This window comes from Desulfuromonas sp. KJ2020 (genome assembly GCF_024197615.1).
GTDB lineage: Bacteria > Desulfobacterota > Desulfuromonadia > Desulfuromonadales > SZUA-540 > SZUA-540.
In genome coordinates, this window is record NZ_JAKUKE010000001.1 from 1,357,146 (window position 1) to 1,375,547 (window position 18,402).

Here is an 18,402-nt window from a genome sequence, read left to right on the forward strand (position 1 = left end):
CTATTTCAGGTTTTCCGTCGGATTGCGCGACTCACAGGGGACGGCGACCTGGCACAGGCCACAGGGGGTGGCCTCGACGCCATAATGCTGACGGGCGTGAGGCGCGGTCACGGCGCGGATGTAGTCGTGGCATCGATCCTTGTCGTGCCCTTCACTGCCGATGGCGTCGGCCGGACAGCGCTTGATGCAGACCCCGCAGGTTCCCTTGGCGTACCACAGACACCACTGCTGGTGACTCTGGTAGGGGCGAGGTGTCGCCGGCAGGTTGAGGCGGGCGACGACGCTGCCGATGCGCACCGCCTTGCCGCGCGGGGTGATGAGGCCGTCGCTGAGACCGAAGGTGCCCAGCCCGGCGATGAAGGCGGCGTGGCGCTCTGACCAGTTGGAGGCCAGGCCGAAGGTTTTGGAGCGGCGGTAGCCGAATTCCGGCAGGCGCTCGGGGGCGACGGCGGCAATGCCGGCTTCCGTCAGTCGGCCGGCCAGATGCAGGCGCAGTTCGCAGTTGAACTGTTCCCCGTAAAAACGCGAGCGCGACCAGCGCCGACCGGGGAGGGTTGTTTCCCGGCGCTGCTCCTGTTTGGTGGCAGCCGTCTGCGGCAGCACCCAGGTGATCACCGTCAGCTCGTCGGCCGGGGCCGGTTCGGCGGGGAAGGCCAGCCGGAAAGCGTCCGCCGGCGTCCAGTAGAAATTGCCGAGATCCGCCTTTATTTGGTCATAGAAGGAGTCGTCGCCGCGGGAAAAGGCCAGCAGCGGTTCGTCCCAGGCTTTCTCACCGCTGTCCGGGCCCAGGGTGTTGTGCGGGCTGACCGCCCAGAAGTCCCTAACCGCCTGCGTGATCCAGGCCAGACGCTCACCGGTGCCCTGATCGTGACTTTCCATATCCGCCTCCTCGGGAATGTCTTATCTTGCCATGAAGCGGACAGCGCTTCAAACAGTTTTCCCGATACCCCTGACCCATGGCGGGTTGAAGGCGAATTTCGGTTATTTGTCTTGCCGTTAGGGGGTCGGTCGTGCTAACAAGGCGGGACTTTTTCCGTGGAGCTTTGATTCATGATTCACCTGACCAACATCAACAAACAGCATGGCACCCAGATCCTCTTCCAGAACGCCAGCTTTCAGATCCTGCCCGGCACCCGCAGCGGCCTCGTCGGCCCCAACGGCGCCGGCAAATCCACCATCTTTCGCCTCATCACCGGGGAGGAGGAGGCCGACAGCGGCGAGATTTCCTGCTCGAAAAAGACGGTGATCGGCTATTTCTCCCAGGATGTCGGCGAGATGTCCGGCCGCAGTGCCCTGGCCGAGGTCATGGCGGCTTCCGCCCGCACCGTGGCCCTCGGCGAGGAGATCAAGGCCATGGAGGCCGCCATGTGCGAGCCCATGGCCGACGACGCTCTGGCCGAGCTGTTGGAACGCTACGGGGATGCCCAGGAAGAGTTCGAACATCGCGGCGGCTACGACCTGGAAGCCCGCGCCCAGGCGGTGCTCACCGGCCTCGGCATCGGGCCCGACGACTACAACCGCCCGGTGGAGGACTTCAGCGGCGGCTGGAAGATGCGCATCGCCCTGGCCCGCATCCTCACCCTCAACCCCGACGTGCTACTGCTCGACGAGCCGACCAACCATCTTGACGTCGAGTCCATTGTCTGGCTGGAGAACTGGCTGTCCACCGACTTCACGGGGGCGGTGCTCATGACCAGCCACGACCGCGACTTCATGAATCGCCTGGTGACCCGTATCATCGAGGTGGCCAACCGCACGGTGACGACTTACGGCGGCAATTACGATTTTTACCTGCGTGAGCGCGAAATCCGCCGCGAGCAGCTGCTGGCCAGCCACCGCCGTCAGCAGGAAATGTTGGCCAAAGAGGAGGAGTTCATCGCCCGCTTCGCCGCCCGCGCCTCCCACGCTGCCCAGGTGCAGTCGCGCGTGAAGAAACTGGAGAAGATCGAGCGCATCGAGCTGCCGCCCGAACAGCGCACCGTGCGCTTCGAGTTCGCCGAGCCACCGCGCAGCGGTGACGACGTGGTGAAGATCGACGGTCTGGCCAAACGCTGGCCGCGGCCCGACGGCGGCGAAAAGTCGGTCTTCGGCGGTGTTTCCGGGCTCATCCGCCGCCAGGAGAAGATCGCCGTGGTCGGGGTCAACGGCGCCGGCAAGTCGACCTTCCTCAAGGTGCTGGCCGGTCAGACGGAGCCGAGCGAGGGGAGCGTCACCCTGGGGGCCAACGTCCACCTGGGCTACTTCAGCCAGCACGCCATGGATGTCCTCGACCCCAGGCGCACCGTCTTCGAAACGGTGCAGGAAGCCATCCCCATGGCCTCCATCGGTGTGGTGCGCAATCTCTGCGCCGCCTTTCTCTTCAGCGGCGACGACGTCGACAAGCGCATCGACAAGCTCTCCGGCGGCGAGAAGAGCCGCGTGGTGCTGGCCACCCTGCTGGCGCGGCCCATTAATTTCCTCATCCTTGACGAACCGACCAACCACCTCGACATCCAGTCCCGCGAGGTGCTGCTGGAAGCTCTGCAGAACTTTGCCGGCACCGTGGTGCTGGTCAGCCACGACCGCCACTTCCTGCGCAGCCTCGTCAATAGGGTCTTCGAGGTCGATCACGGCGACATGCGGGTGTACGAGGGCGATTACGCCTATTACCTGCGCAAGAGCGGGCAGGAGAACCGCGCGGCCTGAGCGGCCGGGCACATACAGGCAACATCATTTCACACAGCATAGGAAGGACAGACATCATGGCACAGGCCAAAAAAGGCGATCGGGTCCGCATCGATTTTACCGGCACCCTGGAAGACGGCACCATTTTCGACAGCACTCTGGATAGCGGCGACTGCGAATCCGGTCACTGCGATACCGATGACTGCGGCGACGAGGGCTGCGGCTGCGAGACCGGACCCATGGAGCTGGTCATCGGCGAAGGGGAGTTCTTCGAGCAGATCGAAGAGGCTCTCATCGGCATGGCGCCGGGAGAGAAGAAGACCCTGACCATCCCTTCGGATGACGCTTTCGGTGACTACGACGAGAGCAAGGTCTTTGCCGTCCCCCGCGAGCAGATCCCTGATGATCTGCAGCCCGAGGTCGGCGAAGAGCTGGTGCTCACCGACGAGGAAGACGAGGCCATCGGGGTGACGGTGGTCGAGGTGGCGGACGACAGCATCACCTTCGACGCCAACCACCCTCTGGCTGGCGAAGATCTCACCTACGAATTCACCCTGGTCGAGATCCTCTAGTCCAACTGTTCCATCTGGCCGCGCCCCGCATCGTAAGGGGCGCGGCTTTTTACGCTTTCTCGCGCCGGGCCCCTCATGAGCCAACCCAAGACATCCCTGCCTTTTCACTACGCCTGGGTCATCGTCCTCTGCGGCGGCCTGACCATCTTCTCCTGCCTGGGGCTGGCCCGCTTTGCCTTCGGCATGCTGCTGCCCGCCATGAAGGCGGGTCTGGCCCTCGGCTACGACCAGATGGGCTACGTCAGCACCGGCAACTTTGCCGGCTACCTGGTCTCGGTGGCCCTGGCGCCCCTGCTGCTGCGCCGGGCCCGGCCCCGCCTGCTCATCGCCGGCAGCCTGCTGCTGATCGCCCTGTGCATGGTCGGCATCAGTCAGACCGACAGTTTCTGGCCCCTGCTGGTCTTCTATACCCTGGTCGGCATGGGGGGCGGCTTCGCCAATATCCCGGCGGTTCTGCTCATCTCCCATTGGTTCCGCCGCGAACGGCGCGGCCGCGCCGCCGGTCTCATGATCATGGGCAACGGCGCCGCCATCATCTTCTCCGGCTTCCTGATCCCCACCCTCAACGCCAGCCTGGGGATGCAGGGCTGGCGCACGGGCTGGCTCATGCTGGCGGCGATTACCCTGGGGGCGGCGGTCTGCACGGCGCTTCTGGTGCGCAACGATCCGGCCGAACTGGGGCTAACGCCGCTGGGAGCCAGAACCTCCCTCGAACCCGCCGCCGTCGCTGAACATTCGCCAGCCGGGAGCGGCCGCAGCCTGCTGCTGCTCGGCCTGCTCTATTTCATCTTCGGCGCCACCTACATGGTCTACGGCACCTTTATCGTCACGGCCATGGTCAGTGAATTCGGTCTTGCCGAGGCCCGCGCCGGCCTGTTCTGGTCCTGGGTCGGCTTTTTCAGCCTCTTCTCCGGCGTTGGTTTCGGAGCGCTCTCCGACCGCCTCGGCCGCAAGGCGGGGCTCATGGTCGTCTTCGTCATTCAGAGTCTGGCCTATCTGCTGGCCGGCTCTTCCCTGGGGGAAGGGGCCCTGGTGGCTTCCGTCGTCCTCTACGGAATCTCCACCTTTGCCATCCCGACCATCATGGCCGCCGCCGTCGGCGACCTCCTGGGCCTGTCCCGGGCAGCCGCCGGCTTCTCCCTGATCACCGTCTTTTTCGCCGTCGGCCAGACCCTCGGCCCGGCCAGCGCCGGTGTACTGGCCGAAACCAGCGGCACCTTCACCACCGCTTTTCTGCTATCGGGAGGATTGACGGGCCTGGCCGTGCTGCTGGCCTCGTTTCTGTCGATGCGGGACCGGGAGCGTTGAGGGCTCAGGGTGCCTGCAGAGGCGGTTCGGCCAGGGCGGCGATCTGCTCGCGCAGCTGCAGGATGTGCTCGCCCCAGTAGCGAGGGGTGTTGAACCAGGAGAAGTGACGGGGAAAGGTAGGGTCGTCCCAGCGGCGGGCCAGCCAGGCGGTGAAGTGGAGGATGCGCAGACTGCGTAAAGCCTCGATCAGGCGCAGTTCGGCCGGGTGAAAATCGTAGAACTCCTGGTAGCCGTCGAGGATCTCGGCCAGCTGCACCTGCTGGCGGGAGCGGTCGCCTGAGAGCATCATCCAGATATCCTGTACGGCCGGGGCCATGCGGGCATCGTCCAGATCGACGAGATGAGGGGCGTCTTGCCGCCAGAGGATATTGCCGGCATGGCAGTCGCCATGCACGCGGATGGCGCGGGCTATCACCGCCGCCGTCACTTCGTCGACGGCCTGCAGCAGGTCGGTGGTGAGGGCGTCGTAGTTGGCCTTGTACTCGGCCGGGATGAAGTGCTCGCTGATGAGGGCGACGCTGTCGCGGCCGAAGCTCTGGCCGTCGAGGTGAGGCCGGTGAACAAAGGGACGGATGGCGCCGATGCGGTGGAGGCGCCCGAGCAGACGTCCCATGATGAGCAGGTTGTCGAGATCGTCGAACTCGGGGGCGTGACCCCCCTGGCGGGCATAGAGGGCGAAGCGGAAGCCGCCGTAATGAAAGAGGCTCTCCCCTGCCTCATTGCACAGGGGGGCGACGACGGGCAGTTCGTGCTCCCGCAGCTCGAAGCAGAACTGGTGTTCTTCGCCAATCTGGGCATCGGTCCAGCGCCCGGGGCGGTAAAACTTGGCGATGAGGGGCTGGCCTTCCTCGATGCCCACCTGGTAGACGCGGTTCTCGTAGCTGTTCAGGGCCAGGGTGCGGCAGTCGCAGACGTAGCCCTGGCTTTCGACGGCGTCCATGATGAAGCTGGGGGTCAGGCTCTGGAAGGGGGGCTGGTTCTCGGTCATCGTCTCGCAATCCTTTTGATTCAGCTTTTTCAGGAAGTGGCGGCAGTATAAGGCAATTGTCCTTTTTGTGCCCGAAAACTTTCGACGGCTCGCCAAATCATTGTTATTATGCCGGTATCCTTGACATCATCCCCATGCTGACGGACAATTAATCCCATGACTGACTTTGACGCTTCTCTGCCCCTGGGTAAAACCACCGAGTACAAATCCGCATACGATGCCGGCCTGCTCTGTGCCGTGCCGCGCAGCCTTAAGCGCCTGGAGCTGGGGCTGGAGCGGGCCCTCCCCTTTCAGGGGGTAGATATCTGGAATGCTTTCGAGCTCTCCTGGCTGCTGCCCGGCGGCAAGCCGGTAGTGGCCATGGGGGAGTTCCGTTTCCCCTGTCATTCGCCCAACATCGTCGAATCCAAGTCCTTCAAGCTCTACCTCAATTCCTTCAACCAGACCCGTTTCGCCAGCTTCGCCGAGGTGGAGCAGGTGCTGGCCGAGGATCTCGGCCGCGTGGCCGGGGCGCCGGTGCAGGTGCGCCTCATCGGCAGCGAGTGCTTTGGCGCGGAACGCCTCTTTGCCCTGCCGGGGCGCTGCATCGATGGGATCGATATCGCGGTCAGCCAGTACCAGCTGGAGGCCGAGCTGCTGGCGGGGGCGGCCGACCCGGCGGATATCGTCGAGGAAGAGCTGCACAGCCATCTGCTTAAGAGCAACTGTCTCGTCACCTGGCAGCCTGACTGGGCCAGCGTCTTGGTCCGCTATCGCGGCGGGCGTATCGACCCGGCCGCCCTGCTGCGCTACCTCATCTCCTTCCGCCAGCACAACGAATTCCACGAGCAGTGCGTCGAGCGCATCTTCGCCGACCTCATGCGCTTCTGCCGGCCGGAGCGACTTACCGTCTACGCGCGCTACACCCGCCGTGGCGGTCTCGATATTAATCCCTTCCGCAGCAATTTCGAAAACACGGTGGAGAACCTGCGGCTGGCCCGTCAGTAGGTCCCCTCTTTTTTTCAGGTTCTGAAAGGAGATTGCCACATGGCCAAGACGATTCTCATTACCGGCGCCACCTCGGGATTCGGGGAGGCCTGCGCCCGTCGCTTCGCCGCCGAAGGCTGGCAGCTCATTCTCACCGGCCGCCGCCGCGACCGCCTGCAGGCGCTGGAGCAGGAGCTGGGCACCGCCGTCAGCCGCACCCTGGTGCTCGACGTGCGTCAGCGCCAGGCCGTGCAGGAGGCCCTGGGGGATTTGCCCGCCGTGGACGTGCTGCTCAACAACGCCGGCCTTGCCCTCGGTCTGGAGCCGGCCTGGGAAGTTGATCTCGACGACTGGGAGACCATGGTGGACACCAACGTCAAGGGAGTCATGTACTGCACCCGCACGGTGCTGCCGGCCATGGTTGCCCGCAATGGCGGCCACGTCATCAATATCGGCTCCACCGCCGGCAGTTGGCCCTATCCCGGCGGCAACGTCTACGGGTCGACCAAGGCCTTTGTCGAGCAGTTCAGCCGCAACCTGCGCGCCGACCTGCTCGGCAGCCGGGTCCGTGTCACCTATCTGGCCCCCGGCATGGCGGAGACGGAGTTCTCCCAGGTCCGCTTCAAGGGGGACGACGAGCGCGCCGCCGGCGTCTATGCCGACACGGAGCCCCTGCGGCCGGAGGATATCGCCGACATTATCTGGTATGTGGCCAACGTCCCTGCCCACGTCAACATCAACGCTCTCGAGGTCATGTCGGTCTACCAGTCCTGGGGGCACCTGGCGGTGCATCGCCAGCGCTGAGGCGGCGGCCGGGAATTCCCTTGCGGAAGCCGCGTCCTTGTGATACTAGACCGGCTCAGCAACCCATTTTCGCGCAGGAGAAATCCCATGAGTTACCAGGCACCCGAACGCTTTACCGAAGTCACCGTCACCTGCAAGGCCAACATTTACTTTGATGGCAAGGTGGTCAGCCACAGCCTGCTGCTGGCCGACGGCCGCAAAAAGAGCCTGGGGCTGATTTATCCCGGCCAGTTCACCTTCAACACCGAGGCCCCCGAGAAGATGGAAATCATCGCCGGCAACTGCCGCGTCCGTATCGGCGGGCAGGGCGACTGGATCGGCTTCAGCGCCGGGACCTGGTTCGATGTGCCAGGCCAGTCGTCCTTTGATATCGAAGTCACCGAAGGGATCACGGAATACGTCTGCTCCTTCGGCTAGGAAAACTCGTGTATAATGGAAACTCTGGCAGACGCCGGGCCCGCTGCCCGGCGTTGTCTTTTTTGGGGCCAGCCCGCAGGAGGATCTGATGTTTGAAATCGGCCGCATTCAAAACCTGAAAGTCCATCGTCTCGATGAACAGGGGGCCTGGCTGGGGGAGGAGTCCCAACCGGTCCTGCTGCCCATCCGTGAAGTTCCGGCCGACGCCAGGGTCGGGGCCGTCTACCCCGTTTTCGTTACCCTCGACGCCGCGGAAAAACCCGTCGCTACCCTCCATCTGCCCAAGGCCCAGGTCGGCGAATTCGCCGTGCTCAAGGTCAAGGACGTCACCCGGCACGGCGCCTTTCTCGACTGGGGGATGCCCAAGGATCTGCTCGTCCCCTACAGCGAGCAGCCCGAACGCATGCGGGCCGGACACAAGTACCTGGTCAAGGTCTGCCTCGACAACCGGGGCCGCGTGGTGGGTACGGCCCGCCTCGACGAATGTCTGGAGCCGGAGATCAGGGATCTCAAGGAGGGGGACAGGGTCGAGCTCATCCTCTGGCAATACACCGACCTCGGCGCCAAGGTGATCGTCAACGGCCTTTACGGGGCCCTGCTCTACAAGGACGAACTGCGCAGCGGCCTTAAGCGCGGCGATCGCCTGCCGGGCTACGTCAAGACCCTGCGCCCCGACGGCAAGCTGGACGTCACCCTGCGTCAGAGCGGTGTGGAGGGGATCGAGGAAGCCCGGAATACCCTGCTGGCCGCCCTGCAGAAGGAGGGTTTTCTCCCCCTGCATGACAAGAGTCCCTCCTGGGAGATCCAGAAGCGCCTGGGGATGAGCAAGAAAGTGTTCAAAAAGGCGGTGGGTGGGCTCTACAAGGAGAAACGGGTGGAGCTCAGCGACGACGGGGTGCGGCTGAAATCGAACTGAAGGTGAGGCTATGAACCGAAGGATTCGGCGTTCCGTCTGTCCCTACGATTGCCCCGACACCTGCGGGCTGCTGGTGGCGGTCGAGGGGGAGCGGGTCGTGCAGGTGAGCGGCGATCCCGAACACCCCTTCACCCGCGGCTTTCTCTGCCCGAAGATGCAGCACTACGAACGCACGGTGCACTCCCCCCGCCGCCTGACCACCCCCCTGCGGCGCCGCGGTGCCAAGGGGAGCGGCGATTTTCAGCCCATCACCTGGGATGAGGCCATCGAGCGCATCGCCGCCCGCTGGCAGAGCATCATCGCCGCGCACGGCGGCGAGGCGATTCTGCCCTATTCCTACGGGGGGACCATGGGGCTGGTGCAGCGCAACGCCGGCCATCCCTTTTTTCACGCGCTCGGTGCCTCCCGGCTGGCCCGCACTATCTGTTCGCCCGCCAAGGGCGCGGGCTGGCAGGCGATCATGGGGGATACGGTGGTGCCGCCTCCCGACGAGGTGGCGCAGAGCGATCTGGTCATTCTCTGGGGAGTAAACGCCGCCGCCACCAACATCCACTATCTTCCCTTTGTGCAACAGGCCCGTCGTCGGGGCGCGCCCGTGTGGCTTATCGATACCTATCGCACGCCGACAGCCGCCGGGGCCGACCGCGTCATGCTGCTGCGCCCCGGCAGCGATGGGGCCCTGGCCTTGGGGATGATGCACGTTCTTGCTCGCGAAGGCCTGGTCGATCAGCCCTTTGTCTCGGCTCAGGTGCAGGGCTACGAAGCTTTTGCTGCCGAGGTGCTGCCCGCCTGCACACCGATCTGGGCCAGCGGGCGCACCGGACTGCCGGCCTCCCTCATCGAGGAACTGGCCCGAGCCTACGCCGGAGCCCAGGCGCCCTGCATCCGTCTCGGCAGCGGCCTCTCCCGCTACGGCAACGGCGCCATGACCGTGCGCACCATCGCCGCCCTGCCGGCCCTGGTCGGCGCCTACGGCAAGATCGGCGGTGGCTGCTTTCCCAGCACCTCCACCAGTGCGGCCTTTGCCGCGGCCGAATTGACGCGAGAAGACCTGTTGGCCGCGCCCACCCGTCTCATCAACATGAACCAGCTCGGCCACGCCCTCACTGAGCTGCAGACGCCGCCCATCCAGTCCCTCTACGTCTATCACGCCAATCCCGCTGCCGTGACCCCCGATCAGAACGCCGTGCTGCGGGGTTTGAGCCGGGACGATCTCTTCACCGTCGTGCATGAGCGTTTTATGACCGATACCGCGCGCTACGCCGACATCGTGCTGCCGGCGACCTCTTCCGTCGAGCACAGCGACCTCTATCGCAGCTACGGCACCTACTTCATCCAGCGGGCCCGCCCCTGCATTCCGCCGGTGGGAGAGAGCCGCTCCAACCGCGAGGTCTTTACCCTGCTGGCCCGGGCCATGGGGCTGGACGAGGAGATTTATCGGCACAGCGCCGAGGAGACGATCGACCATCTGCTCGCCATTCCCAGCCCCCTGCGCGAGGGGATCGACGCGGCGGCCTTGCTGGAGGGCAGGGCGGTTCATCTGCGTCTGCCCGACGACTACCGCCGCCGTTTTCTCACCCCTTCGGGCCGGATTGAACTGTACAACCCGCGCGAGCTTGACCCATTGCCCCGCTATCGTCCCAGCTACGAGGAAGAAGGGCTGTATCCCCTGCGCCTGCTGACGGCGCCCAGCCTCTTTGGGCTTAACAGTACTTTCGGCGAGCAGGATGCCCTGCGAAGGCGGCAGCAGGACATGCGTCTGCGGCTGCATCCCGATGAGGCGGCGGTCCGGGGATTGGCCGACGGGGAGAAGGTTACGGCCTGGAACGATCTCGGCGAGGTCGTCTTTTTCCTGCAGGCCGACGACCAGGTACCACCGGGGGTGGCCGTGGCCGAAGGGGTCTGGTGGGGTGAATTCGCCCCCGGCTCCCGCACCGTCAACGCTTTGACCTCGCAGCGCTTGACCGATCGGGGCGAGGGGAGCACCTTTTATGACAATCGCATCGAGGTTCGACGGTTCACACCGGGACCGTCCTAGCCACAGGGAGGAAGCATGCGCGTAGAGACCGATATCAAGCTGGGCTTCAAGGATGTACTCATCCGCCCCAAACGCTCCAACCTCAAGAGCCGCGCCCAGGTGGAGCTGAACCGCACCTACACCTTTCTGCACAGCGGCAGAACCTGGACGGGAATCCCCGTCATCGCCGCCAACATGGACACGGTGGGCACCTTCGAGGCCGCCGAGGTGCTGGCCGGCTTCGGTCTGCTCACCGCCATCCACAAGCATTACAGTCTGGAGGAGTGGGCGGCCTGGCTGCAGGGGAAGGCCGACGACATCTATGAGCGCATTCTGGTGAGCACCGGCACCTCCGAGGAGGATTTCACCAAGCTGACGCAGATTCTGACCGACCACCCCAAGCTCGCCTTCATCTGCATCGATGTGGCCAACGGCTACGCGGAGGCCTTCGTTGAGTTCGTCCGTCGCGTCCGCGAAGACTGGCCCGACAAGACCATCGTCGCCGGCAACGTGGTGACGGGGGAGATGGTGGAAGAGCTGCTGCTGTCGGGCGCCGATATCGTCAAGGTCGGCATCGGGCCCGGCTCGGTCTGCACCACCCGGGTCAAGACCGGCGTCGGCTATCCCCAGCTCTCCGCCGTCATCGAATGTGCCGACGCCGCTCACGGCCTCGGTGGGCGCATCATCTCCGACGGCGGCTGCGTCTGTGCCGGCGATGTGGCCAAGGCCTTCGGCGGTGGGGCCGACTTCGTCATGCTCGGCGGCATGTTCGCCGGCCACGACGAGAGTGGCGGCCAAATCGTCGAGCGCGGCGGCCAGGCCTACAAACTCTTCTACGGCATGAGCTCGGCCACCGCCATGGAGAAGCACGCCGGCGGCGTCGCCCACTACCGCGCTTCCGAAGGCAAGACGGTGGAGGTTCCCTATCGGGGCCCGCTCGCCGAGACGGTCAAGGACGTGCTCGGCGGCGTGCGTTCGGCCTGCACCTACGTCGGCGCTGCCGCCCTCAAGGAGCTCACCAAGCGCACCACCTTCATCCGGGTGCTGGAACAGGAGAACCAGACCTTTTCCGGCTAGATCAGATTATATTGCAGAGAGTACGATGCCAGGGGCGGCCCACAAGGTCGCCCCTGCTTTTTTTGGGGGGGGGGATCAGGCGGATGACGGTGAAGTCAGGCCAGCGCGGCGATGGCGGCGGATGACCCGCACCAGGCGGCCGCTCAGCAGCAGCGCTGCCGTAGTGAGACCGGCGATGAGGCCGATCCAGAAGCCGGCCGCTCCCATCGGTTCGCCCCACAGGGAGGTGAGGCCCAGGCTGTAGCCGATGGGCAGGCCGACGCCCCAGTAGGCGAAGATGAGCAGGAACATGGGAACCCGGGTGTCCTTGTAGCCGCGCAGGGCGCCGGAGGTGCTGACCTGGATGGCGTCGGAAACTTGGAAGAGGGCGCCGAGGATGAGCAGCTCGACAGCGAGGCGGCGCACCTCGGGGTTGGTGGTGTAGATGGCTGCCACCGGTTCGGGGAAGAGCAGGCAGAGGGTCGAGGTGCACAGGGCGATGACGCCGGTGAGGGCGATGCCGGTATAGCCGGCGCGGCGGGCGAGGGCGAGGTCGCGGCTGCCCAGGGCCCAGCCCACCCGGATGGAGATGGCGCTGGAGATGCTCATGGGGATCATGAAGACGAGGGTCGAGAAGCTCAGGCAGATCTGGTGGGCGGCGACGATGTCAGCGCCGAGGGAGCCGATGAGCAGGGCGATGACGGCGAAGATACTGGCTTCGACGAAAAGGGAGAAGCCGATGGGAACCCCCAGGCGAAGAATCTGGCCGATCTCCTGCCAGTCGGGGCGCGGCCAGGCGTCAAAGAGCTGCGCCGGTCGATAGATCTGTCCCCGGCGCACGATCACCAGCATGCCCAGCAGCATGAACCACATGGTCAGCGAGGTGGCCCAGCCGCAGCCCGGGCCGCCGAGGGCAGGCAGGCCGAGCTTGCCGTAGATGAGCACATAGTTGGCGGTGGCGTTGAAGGGCAGGGCCAGCAGGCTGATGATCATGCTCGGCTTAGAGCAGGAGAGCCCCTCGCTGAAGTGACGCAGGACGAAAAAGCCGGCAATGGCCGGCATCCCCCAGGAAATGGCTTCCAGGTAGGCCAGGGTTTTGGGCGCGGCCACGGGGTCGACCTCCATCCAGACAAGCACGGGGCCGGCGTGGCGCAGCAGGGGGATGACCAGCAGACTCAGGACCAGGCCCAGGAGCAGGGCCTGGCGCACGTGGTGGCCAATCTCCCGGCGGAAGCCGCCGCCGTGCAGCTGGGCAACAGAAGGGGTGACGGCCATGAGGATGCCGAGCATGAAGAGAAAGAGGGGGTGCCAGATGCTCGCACCCATCGCCACCGCCGCCAGGTCGACGGAGCCGACCCGCCCGGCCATGACCGTGTCGATGAATCCCATGGCGGACTGGGAGACCTGGGCGGCGACGAGGGGGCCGGAGAGAATGGCCAGGGTTTTAAGCTCCCGCAGGGAGCGCTGGCGTTTGGTGGAGGGAATGGTATCCATGATGGAGCGGAATCTTATGCCTGTGTCGTTCCCGGGTCAAGCTCGGAATGGGCGGGTGGCGGAAACACCCCGTCAGGACCGCTGCGCCCGGTCGATGAGGCGAAAGAGGGCCTCGGCCAGCTGTCGGTAACCGGCGGCATTGGGGTGTACGGTGTCGCTCTTGAGGTCGCGGTCGCCCAGCAGATCGGTGATGATATCCCCTTCGTAAGGCAGGTGGTAGGTCTCGGCGAGCTGATCGTAGAGTGGAGCGGTCTTCAAAAGCAGGCCGAACTGGGGAACGCCGACCACAACGACCTCGGCGCCGCTGTCGTGGATGAGGGCGACCATGGCTTCCAGGTTGGCGGCCAGCTGCTGCCGGTCAAGGCGGCGCAGAAAGTCGTTGCCGCCATGGCAGAGAATGACCAGATCGGGCTCGTATTCGGCCAGCACGTCCGGGAGGCGCCGCAGACCCTGAGCGGAGGTCTCCCCGGGCACGCCTGCGTTGATGACGGTGCGGCCCAGCAGGGCGGCCAGCACTTCGGGGTAAGATTCACCCGAGCCGGCGCCGGTACCGTACGTGAGACTGTCGCCAAAAGCCAGCACGATGGCGTCCTCGGGCAAGGGAGCGATGGCCGGTCCGCGGTCACAACCCCCGGCCAGCAGCAAAAAAAGAGCGATGGCTAAGAAATGAAGAAGGCGAAACATGAAAAATCTCCTGCGACGGGGTGATAAAGCAGAGCTCTGTCACCCGATGTGGTCTTTGCTAACTGGTTGAAATGATATTGAATCGACTAGACATCAGGGGGCATTCGCCGCGATATCGGCTTTTTATTGTGGTCGGGGCGGGGTAGGCTTGACCACAAAGAAGCCGTTTATACGATGTCTTGCCAAAGGAAAGGAGCGTGCCATGAAAACCATGAAAACTCTGTTGGTGCTGTTGATTGGCAGTCTGTTCGCCCTCGGGGCTCCCCTGGCCGCCGAAGCCCACGACGCCAGGAAAAAGGTCGTGGTGGTCAAGGAAGTGTCGCATCATCAGCGGGGCCATCAGCAGGGCTATGGAGCGAAGCACTATCGCAACAACCAGGGCAAAGGACAGAGCTATGGCCAGCACCGAAAAAACCAGCCGCCGCGCTGGGGCCACCAGCAGGCGAAGCATGGGCACAAAAAACACGGGCACTACCGTCCCGCCGCCCATCATCGCCAGGGGCCTGACGGCGTGCTGCGGGTGATCTACGGGGCGGTTATCCCTCCTTCGGGGTATGGAGCCATCGACCTGCGCATCCCCTGGTAACGCAACCGGATTCTCTCTCCCCATCGCGGGGGCGCCATAACGGCGTCCCCACCTTCTCTCGCCCGTCGCCGACTTATTTCAGCAGCTTATTGATGATCTCCTTGTACTTTTGCTCAATGACGTGACGCTTTTTCTTCAGCGTGTTGGTCAGCTCTTCCCCCGCCTTGAATTCCTTATCCAGAAAACGGATACCGCTCAAGCGCTCATAGGGCTTGAAGCCCTTCTTGGGGTGCAGCAGCTTGTTGATTTCATTCTTGACCTTGGCCATCACCTGCTTGTCGTTGAGGAAGTCCTCCGTTTCCCCTACCAGGTGACTGAACTTGTCGGTCACGTATTCCTTCAGTTTGTCCATGTCGGGGACGATGAGGGCGCCCAGGCCTTTCTTGTCCTGCCCGACCAGCACGGCGTCGGCCACGAAGGGGAGCATGGTGATGGTGGCCTCGATGTGGGTGGGGTCGATGTTCTCGCCGCTGGCCAGCACGATGATCTCCTTGGAGCGGCCACACAGCACCAGTTCGCCAGTGAGAGTGAACTTGCCTAGGTCGCCGGTTTTGAAAAAGCCGTCGGCCGTGAAGGATTTCTCGTTCTCTTCAGGGTTGTTGTAGTAGCCGGGGGTGACCTGCTGGCCGCGCACCTGCACCTCGCCCTCGCAACCGGCCGGCAGCACCTGGCCGTGCTCGTCGACGATGCGCACCTCCGTTCCGGCAATCGGCTTGCCCAGGGTGCCAAAAATGGGACAGTCGAGGGCGCGGCCGGCGATGCCGGGGGCGCACTCCGTCATGCCGTAGGCGTTGGCGATGCGGATGCCGACGGCGTCAAGCCAGGCGTCCAGATAGTCGGGGAGACTGCCGCCGCCACTGATGGCCACCCGCAGGCGGCCGCCGAATTTTTCCTGCACCAGGGCCAGCTTCTTGCGGGCCAGCAGGTACAGGGGGAAGAGCAGGACGACGACGCCCAGCGCCCGCAGTTTCTGCAGCCAGCGGCGCAGAAAAAAGACCTTCTCGTAGCGGGGGAGATGATCCTTGAGCAGACGGCTGTTGCGCCGGAAGGTGGCCGAGATCCACACCAGGGAGCGGAAGAGTTTGGCCTTCTTCTTGCTTTGCTTCTCAAGGGCGGCATTGATTTTGCTGTAGAGGGATTCCCACAGGCGCGGCACGGTGGCCACCAGGGTCGGCTGATAGGTGATCAGGTCATCGGCAAAGGTCTTCAGGGTCGAATAGACGATGCAGCTGCCCGCCGCCAGGGCGATATATTCGGCCGTGCGCTCGAAGATGTGCCAGGACGGCAGAATGGAGAGCCAGCGATCCTCTTCCGTCAGGGCAATGATGGGCGGCAGGCTGGCGATCTGGTGCATGAGATTGCGATGGGTCAGTACCACCCCTTTGGGCATCCCCGTGGTGCCCGAAGTGTAGACCAGGGTGACGGTATCTTCCGGTCGCCGTTGGGCGCTGCTGAGGATAAACTCCTGCAGTTCCTCGGGGGTTATGGTGCGGTCCTGCAGCAGATCCTGGTAGGCGTAGATGGGCTGGAAAAGCTTGTGCCGGCTCTCGGATTCGATGATGAAGGTCACCTTGAGCTGAGGCAGTTTGTCCGTCATTTCACGGTGTTGTTCGTACAGTTCCTCGTTTTCCACCACCAGGAATTCGCAGTCCGCGTGGCTCATGATGAATTCCAGCTCCCGCGTCGGCGTGTCGCTGCCGCGCGGCACGCTGATGGCGCCCAGGGAGATGAGGGCCAGGTCGGTAACCATCCAGCCGTACCGGTTGTCCGAGAGGAGCATGACCTTGGAGCCGTGACCGATCTTCTTCTCCCCAAAGGCGCGGGCCAGCAGCAGCACATCGTCGAAGAGCTTTTCGTAGGTGACGGCGAACTCTTCGCCGGCCGCCCGGTAGATAAAAGCCGTCCGCTGGGGAAACTGCCGATAGCTTTGGATTAAAACGTCGAAAAGCGTTGTAGGGCTGGTGGTTATCATGGTTTGTTGACCCTTTCCCTGTCTTTTTCGGTACTCTACCGTGAGAGGCGGGTTTTGCACAAGACTCTTTTGTGCGGCCGCCAGATCGACAGCGGCCTTGAATCCTGCCCGTTTTTTGGGTTTAATTATGGCTCGCACCGGGATCTTTCCATCCCATTCTTCCCAGAGAGGTAACGTCATGTCCTTTACCGGAGACCTGGAACACCTGCCGATCGTCGATATTGTCCAGCTCATCCACGCGGCCCGCAAATCGGGAACCCTGACGGTGCAAAGCCGCCGGGGAACCTGCCAGCTGGTCTTCAAGGATGGCTTTATCGGCAGCGCCAGCAACCTGCAAAGCCGGGGGCGCATCGGGGAGATTCTGCTGGAGATGAAGGCCATCGGCGAGGAGGACCTGACAGCCGCGCTCGACGAACAGAAGCAGGCCGGTGAAAACCGCAAGCCCCTCATCGCCACCCTCATGGCCCGGGGGCTCATCAACAAGGACCTGGCCTTCAAGGGACTGCAACTGCTCATCGAAATGACTATCGTCGAAATACTGACCTGGAAAGCCGGTACCTTCTCCCTCGACGTGGAGAATGTGGTTATTGCCGACGAATACCGGTATTTTCCCGAGAAGCTCAATGAGGAATTTCTGCTTAACAGCCAGAACGTGCTCATGGATGCGCTGCGCATTTACGATGAAAAGAAGCGCGACGGAGAATTGAGTGAGGAGGACGAACAGCCGTCGGCGGAGGCGATGGAGGACGAAGAGAGCGGCTGGAGCATTTCCGAAGACGATCTGGGGCTCGCCGATCTGCACAAGCTGGAGACGCGTATACCCGGCGTCTTTTCGGTGCTCGAGGAAAGAGACCCTGTCGCCATCCATCGGTCGCGAATCGCCGCCCTGGCGCCGGCCTGGCCCGATTCGGAAAAGGAAAAGGTTCTCGCCTATCTCGGCGACGCCGCCGATCGGGCCAAAGAAGCATCAAGTCCCGCAGGGGGAGCACGGGCCGTGATCGTTTTCAGCTCCGACGAGTTTCTCACCTATCTGCTCACCACCCTCGGCAAAAGTGATGGTTCCCTGATCTTTTCCACCAACGACGATCAGGATCTCGACCTCATCATCGACCAGTCCCTGCACAAGGGCATTCGGCCGCTGCTGGTGATGGACTGCCCCCAAAAAGCCCGGATCGGCTATTCCGCCGACAAGATTCACCGCCTGCGTCGCGAAAAGAAATTCAAATATCCCCACGTGGAGACGCTGCAACTGGCCCTTTCCCTTGAGCGTGATTTTATCCTGCAGTCCTACCGGGAGGGGGCCCGCGCAGTCTTTCCGCGGCCCTTCGTCGATGGGCGCCAGGAGACCACCGCCGTGGAACTTCTCACTTTTATCGAGACCCTGCGCCTTTACCTGCACAACTTTTTCGAACAGAAAGTTGCCGGAGTCGAAGATGTCCTGGCCCGGGGGGTGCTCGATCTCATCGCCTGTCGCTCCATTCCGGCGGTTCATCAGTCTCTGCTTAAAATCCTGGCCGACATTTTCCCCCGGGTACTCACCCTGGCGGCCCGCCAGGACGACTTCGTGGCGGAAAAAGGGATCGGCTTCGGCGGGAACGACCGCGAAACCGAAACCCTGCCCTCCCTTCGCATCCCCCTGGAAACATCCAGTCTTCTGCGCAAGGTGACGGAAGAGAGGCATCCCTTCTTCGGATTGCTCTACGACGGCGGCCTCAGCACTCCTCTCTATGAGGCTCTGGGGGCGGCGGCCACGCCCAAGGCTCTCCTCTTCCCTCTGCATGTCCGGGGCCGGACGCTGGCCGTCCTTTACGCCGATTTCGGCGAGGCCGAGGCGCAAGCGGTGCCGGTGGAACAGCTGGAGCGCCTGGCCGCCCAGGCCGCCCTGGTGGCGGAAAACGCCCTGTACCGTAAAAAACTGGAAAAAACCTCGCGGTAGGTGATATTCTCGGCCAAGTTTT

The 18,402-nt window shown here is 63.7% G+C and carries 16 protein-coding genes; 11 read left to right on the plus strand and 5 right to left on the minus strand.

Annotated elements, in window-relative coordinates; genetic code table 11:
• On the minus strand, window positions 1-879 hold the full coding sequence (locus MJO47_RS06215) for a 4Fe-4S ferredoxin (protein ID WP_253960249.1): 879 nt from the start codon (window positions 877-879) through the stop codon (window positions 1-3).
• 171 nt (window positions 880-1,050) lie between these two features.
• Between MJO47_RS06215 and MJO47_RS06220 the strand changes: the two genes are divergently transcribed.
• From MJO47_RS06220 to MJO47_RS06230, 3 genes are all read left to right on the plus strand, one after another.
• Window positions 1,051-2,685: an ABC-F family ATP-binding cassette domain-containing protein gene (locus tag MJO47_RS06220; RefSeq protein ID WP_253960250.1), complete on the plus strand. Its 1,635-nt coding sequence runs from the start codon at window positions 1,051-1,053 to the stop codon at window positions 2,683-2,685.
• Window positions 2,686-2,741: 56 nt separating this feature from the next.
• On the plus strand, window positions 2,742-3,236 hold the full coding sequence (locus tag MJO47_RS06225) for a peptidylprolyl isomerase (RefSeq protein WP_253960251.1): 495 nt from the start codon (window positions 2,742-2,744) through the stop codon (window positions 3,234-3,236).
• A gap of 75 nt (window positions 3,237-3,311) precedes the next feature.
• Complete coding sequence (locus tag MJO47_RS06230) at window positions 3,312-4,544, plus strand: YbfB/YjiJ family MFS transporter (RefSeq protein WP_253960252.1); 1,233 nt, start codon at window positions 3,312-3,314, stop codon at window positions 4,542-4,544.
• A 4-nt stretch (window positions 4,545-4,548) separates the two neighbouring features.
• On the opposite strand, the gene MJO47_RS06235 is transcribed toward MJO47_RS06230, so the two are convergent.
• Window positions 4,549-5,532 carry a serine/threonine protein kinase gene (locus MJO47_RS06235; RefSeq protein ID WP_253960253.1) on the minus strand — a complete coding sequence of 328 codons (984 nt, stop codon included), beginning with the start codon at window positions 5,530-5,532 and terminating at the stop codon, window positions 4,549-4,551.
• 156 nt (window positions 5,533-5,688) lie between these two features.
• Between MJO47_RS06235 and queF the strand changes: the two genes are divergently transcribed.
• The 6 genes from queF to MJO47_RS06265 all read left to right on the plus strand — a co-directional run bounded on the left by queF (window position 5,689) and on the right by MJO47_RS06265 (window position 11,729).
• Window positions 5,689-6,519: an NADPH-dependent 7-cyano-7-deazaguanine reductase QueF gene (queF, locus tag MJO47_RS06240; protein ID WP_253960254.1), complete on the plus strand. Its 831-nt coding sequence runs from the start codon at window positions 5,689-5,691 to the stop codon at window positions 6,517-6,519.
• A gap of 39 nt (window positions 6,520-6,558) precedes the next feature.
• Entirely contained in the window at window positions 6,559-7,302 is a 744-nt protein-coding gene (locus tag MJO47_RS06245) for an SDR family oxidoreductase (protein WP_253960255.1), read from the plus strand.
• An 87-nt stretch (window positions 7,303-7,389) separates the two neighbouring features.
• Window positions 7,390-7,719, plus strand: a complete 330-nt coding sequence (locus MJO47_RS06250) for a pyrimidine/purine nucleoside phosphorylase (protein WP_253960256.1) — start codon at window positions 7,390-7,392, stop codon at window positions 7,717-7,719.
• A gap of 88 nt (window positions 7,720-7,807) precedes the next feature.
• Window positions 7,808-8,635 carry a S1 RNA-binding domain-containing protein gene (locus MJO47_RS06255; protein ID WP_253960257.1) on the plus strand — a complete coding sequence of 276 codons (828 nt, stop codon included), beginning with the start codon at window positions 7,808-7,810 and terminating at the stop codon, window positions 8,633-8,635.
• A 10-nt stretch (window positions 8,636-8,645) separates the two neighbouring features.
• On the plus strand, window positions 8,646-10,673 hold the full coding sequence (locus tag MJO47_RS06260) for a molybdopterin oxidoreductase family protein (protein WP_253960258.1): 2,028 nt from the start codon (window positions 8,646-8,648) through the stop codon (window positions 10,671-10,673).
• A 15-nt stretch (window positions 10,674-10,688) separates the two neighbouring features.
• Window positions 10,689-11,729 carry a GMP reductase gene (locus MJO47_RS06265; RefSeq protein WP_253960259.1) on the plus strand — a complete coding sequence of 347 codons (1,041 nt, stop codon included), beginning with the start codon at window positions 10,689-10,691 and terminating at the stop codon, window positions 11,727-11,729.
• A 75-nt stretch (window positions 11,730-11,804) separates the two neighbouring features.
• Here the strand turns inward: MJO47_RS06265 and MJO47_RS06270 are convergent, their stop codons facing one another.
• Both MJO47_RS06270 and MJO47_RS06275 read right to left on the minus strand, forming a co-directional pair.
• A complete protein-coding gene (locus tag MJO47_RS06270) occupies window positions 11,805-13,202 on the minus strand; it encodes an MATE family efflux transporter (RefSeq protein WP_253960260.1) in 1,398 nt (465 codons plus the stop codon).
• A 72-nt stretch (window positions 13,203-13,274) separates the two neighbouring features.
• Window positions 13,275-13,886: an arylesterase gene (locus MJO47_RS06275; protein ID WP_253960261.1), complete on the minus strand. Its 612-nt coding sequence runs from the start codon at window positions 13,884-13,886 to the stop codon at window positions 13,275-13,277.
• A gap of 202 nt (window positions 13,887-14,088) precedes the next feature.
• Between MJO47_RS06275 and MJO47_RS06280 the strand changes: the two genes are divergently transcribed.
• Window positions 14,089-14,472 carry a hypothetical protein gene (locus MJO47_RS06280; protein ID WP_253960262.1) on the plus strand — a complete coding sequence of 128 codons (384 nt, stop codon included), beginning with the start codon at window positions 14,089-14,091 and terminating at the stop codon, window positions 14,470-14,472.
• Window positions 14,473-14,545: 73 nt separating this feature from the next.
• On the opposite strand, the gene MJO47_RS06285 is transcribed toward MJO47_RS06280, so the two are convergent.
• Window positions 14,546-16,444 carry a long-chain fatty acid--CoA ligase gene (locus tag MJO47_RS06285; protein WP_253960263.1) on the minus strand — a complete coding sequence of 633 codons (1,899 nt, stop codon included), beginning with the start codon at window positions 16,442-16,444 and terminating at the stop codon, window positions 14,546-14,548.
• 178 nt (window positions 16,445-16,622) lie between these two features.
• Here MJO47_RS06285 and MJO47_RS06290 point away from each other — a divergent pair, with 178 nt between their 5' ends.
• A complete protein-coding gene (locus tag MJO47_RS06290) occupies window positions 16,623-18,380 on the plus strand; it encodes a DUF4388 domain-containing protein (protein ID WP_253960264.1) in 1,758 nt (585 codons plus the stop codon).
• The last annotated feature ends 22 nt before the right edge of the window (window positions 18,381-18,402 follow it).

What these genes read in the sequence shown, in the direction of transcription:
- MJO47_RS06215 (WP_253960249.1), bottom strand. Translation starts at nt 879, where the DNA reads ATGGAAAGTCACGATCAGGGCACCGGTGAGCGTCTGGCCTGGATCACG.
- MJO47_RS06220 (WP_253960250.1), top strand. Translation starts at nt 1,051, where the DNA reads ATGATTCACCTGACCAACATCAACAAACAGCATGGCACCCAGATCCTC.
- MJO47_RS06225 (WP_253960251.1), top strand. Translation starts at nt 2,742, where the DNA reads ATGGCACAGGCCAAAAAAGGCGATCGGGTCCGCATCGATTTTACCGGC.
- MJO47_RS06230 (WP_253960252.1), top strand. Translation starts at nt 3,312, where the DNA reads ATGAGCCAACCCAAGACATCCCTGCCTTTTCACTACGCCTGGGTCATC.
- MJO47_RS06235 (WP_253960253.1), bottom strand. Translation starts at nt 5,532, where the DNA reads ATGACCGAGAACCAGCCCCCCTTCCAGAGCCTGACCCCCAGCTTCATC.
- queF (WP_253960254.1), top strand. Translation starts at nt 5,689, where the DNA reads ATGACTGACTTTGACGCTTCTCTGCCCCTGGGTAAAACCACCGAGTAC.
- MJO47_RS06245 (WP_253960255.1), top strand. Translation starts at nt 6,559, where the DNA reads ATGGCCAAGACGATTCTCATTACCGGCGCCACCTCGGGATTCGGGGAG.
- MJO47_RS06250 (WP_253960256.1), top strand. Translation starts at nt 7,390, where the DNA reads ATGAGTTACCAGGCACCCGAACGCTTTACCGAAGTCACCGTCACCTGC.
- MJO47_RS06255 (WP_253960257.1), top strand. Translation starts at nt 7,808, where the DNA reads ATGTTTGAAATCGGCCGCATTCAAAACCTGAAAGTCCATCGTCTCGAT.
- MJO47_RS06260 (WP_253960258.1), top strand. Translation starts at nt 8,646, where the DNA reads ATGAACCGAAGGATTCGGCGTTCCGTCTGTCCCTACGATTGCCCCGAC.
- MJO47_RS06265 (WP_253960259.1), top strand. Translation starts at nt 10,689, where the DNA reads ATGCGCGTAGAGACCGATATCAAGCTGGGCTTCAAGGATGTACTCATC.
- MJO47_RS06270 (WP_253960260.1), bottom strand. Translation starts at nt 13,202, where the DNA reads ATGGATACCATTCCCTCCACCAAACGCCAGCGCTCCCTGCGGGAGCTT.
- MJO47_RS06275 (WP_253960261.1), bottom strand. Translation starts at nt 13,886, where the DNA reads ATGTTTCGCCTTCTTCATTTCTTAGCCATCGCTCTTTTTTTGCTGCTG.
- MJO47_RS06280 (WP_253960262.1), top strand. Translation starts at nt 14,089, where the DNA reads ATGAAAACCATGAAAACTCTGTTGGTGCTGTTGATTGGCAGTCTGTTC.
- MJO47_RS06285 (WP_253960263.1), bottom strand. Translation starts at nt 16,444, where the DNA reads ATGATAACCACCAGCCCTACAACGCTTTTCGACGTTTTAATCCAAAGC.
- MJO47_RS06290 (WP_253960264.1), top strand. Translation starts at nt 16,623, where the DNA reads ATGTCCTTTACCGGAGACCTGGAACACCTGCCGATCGTCGATATTGTC.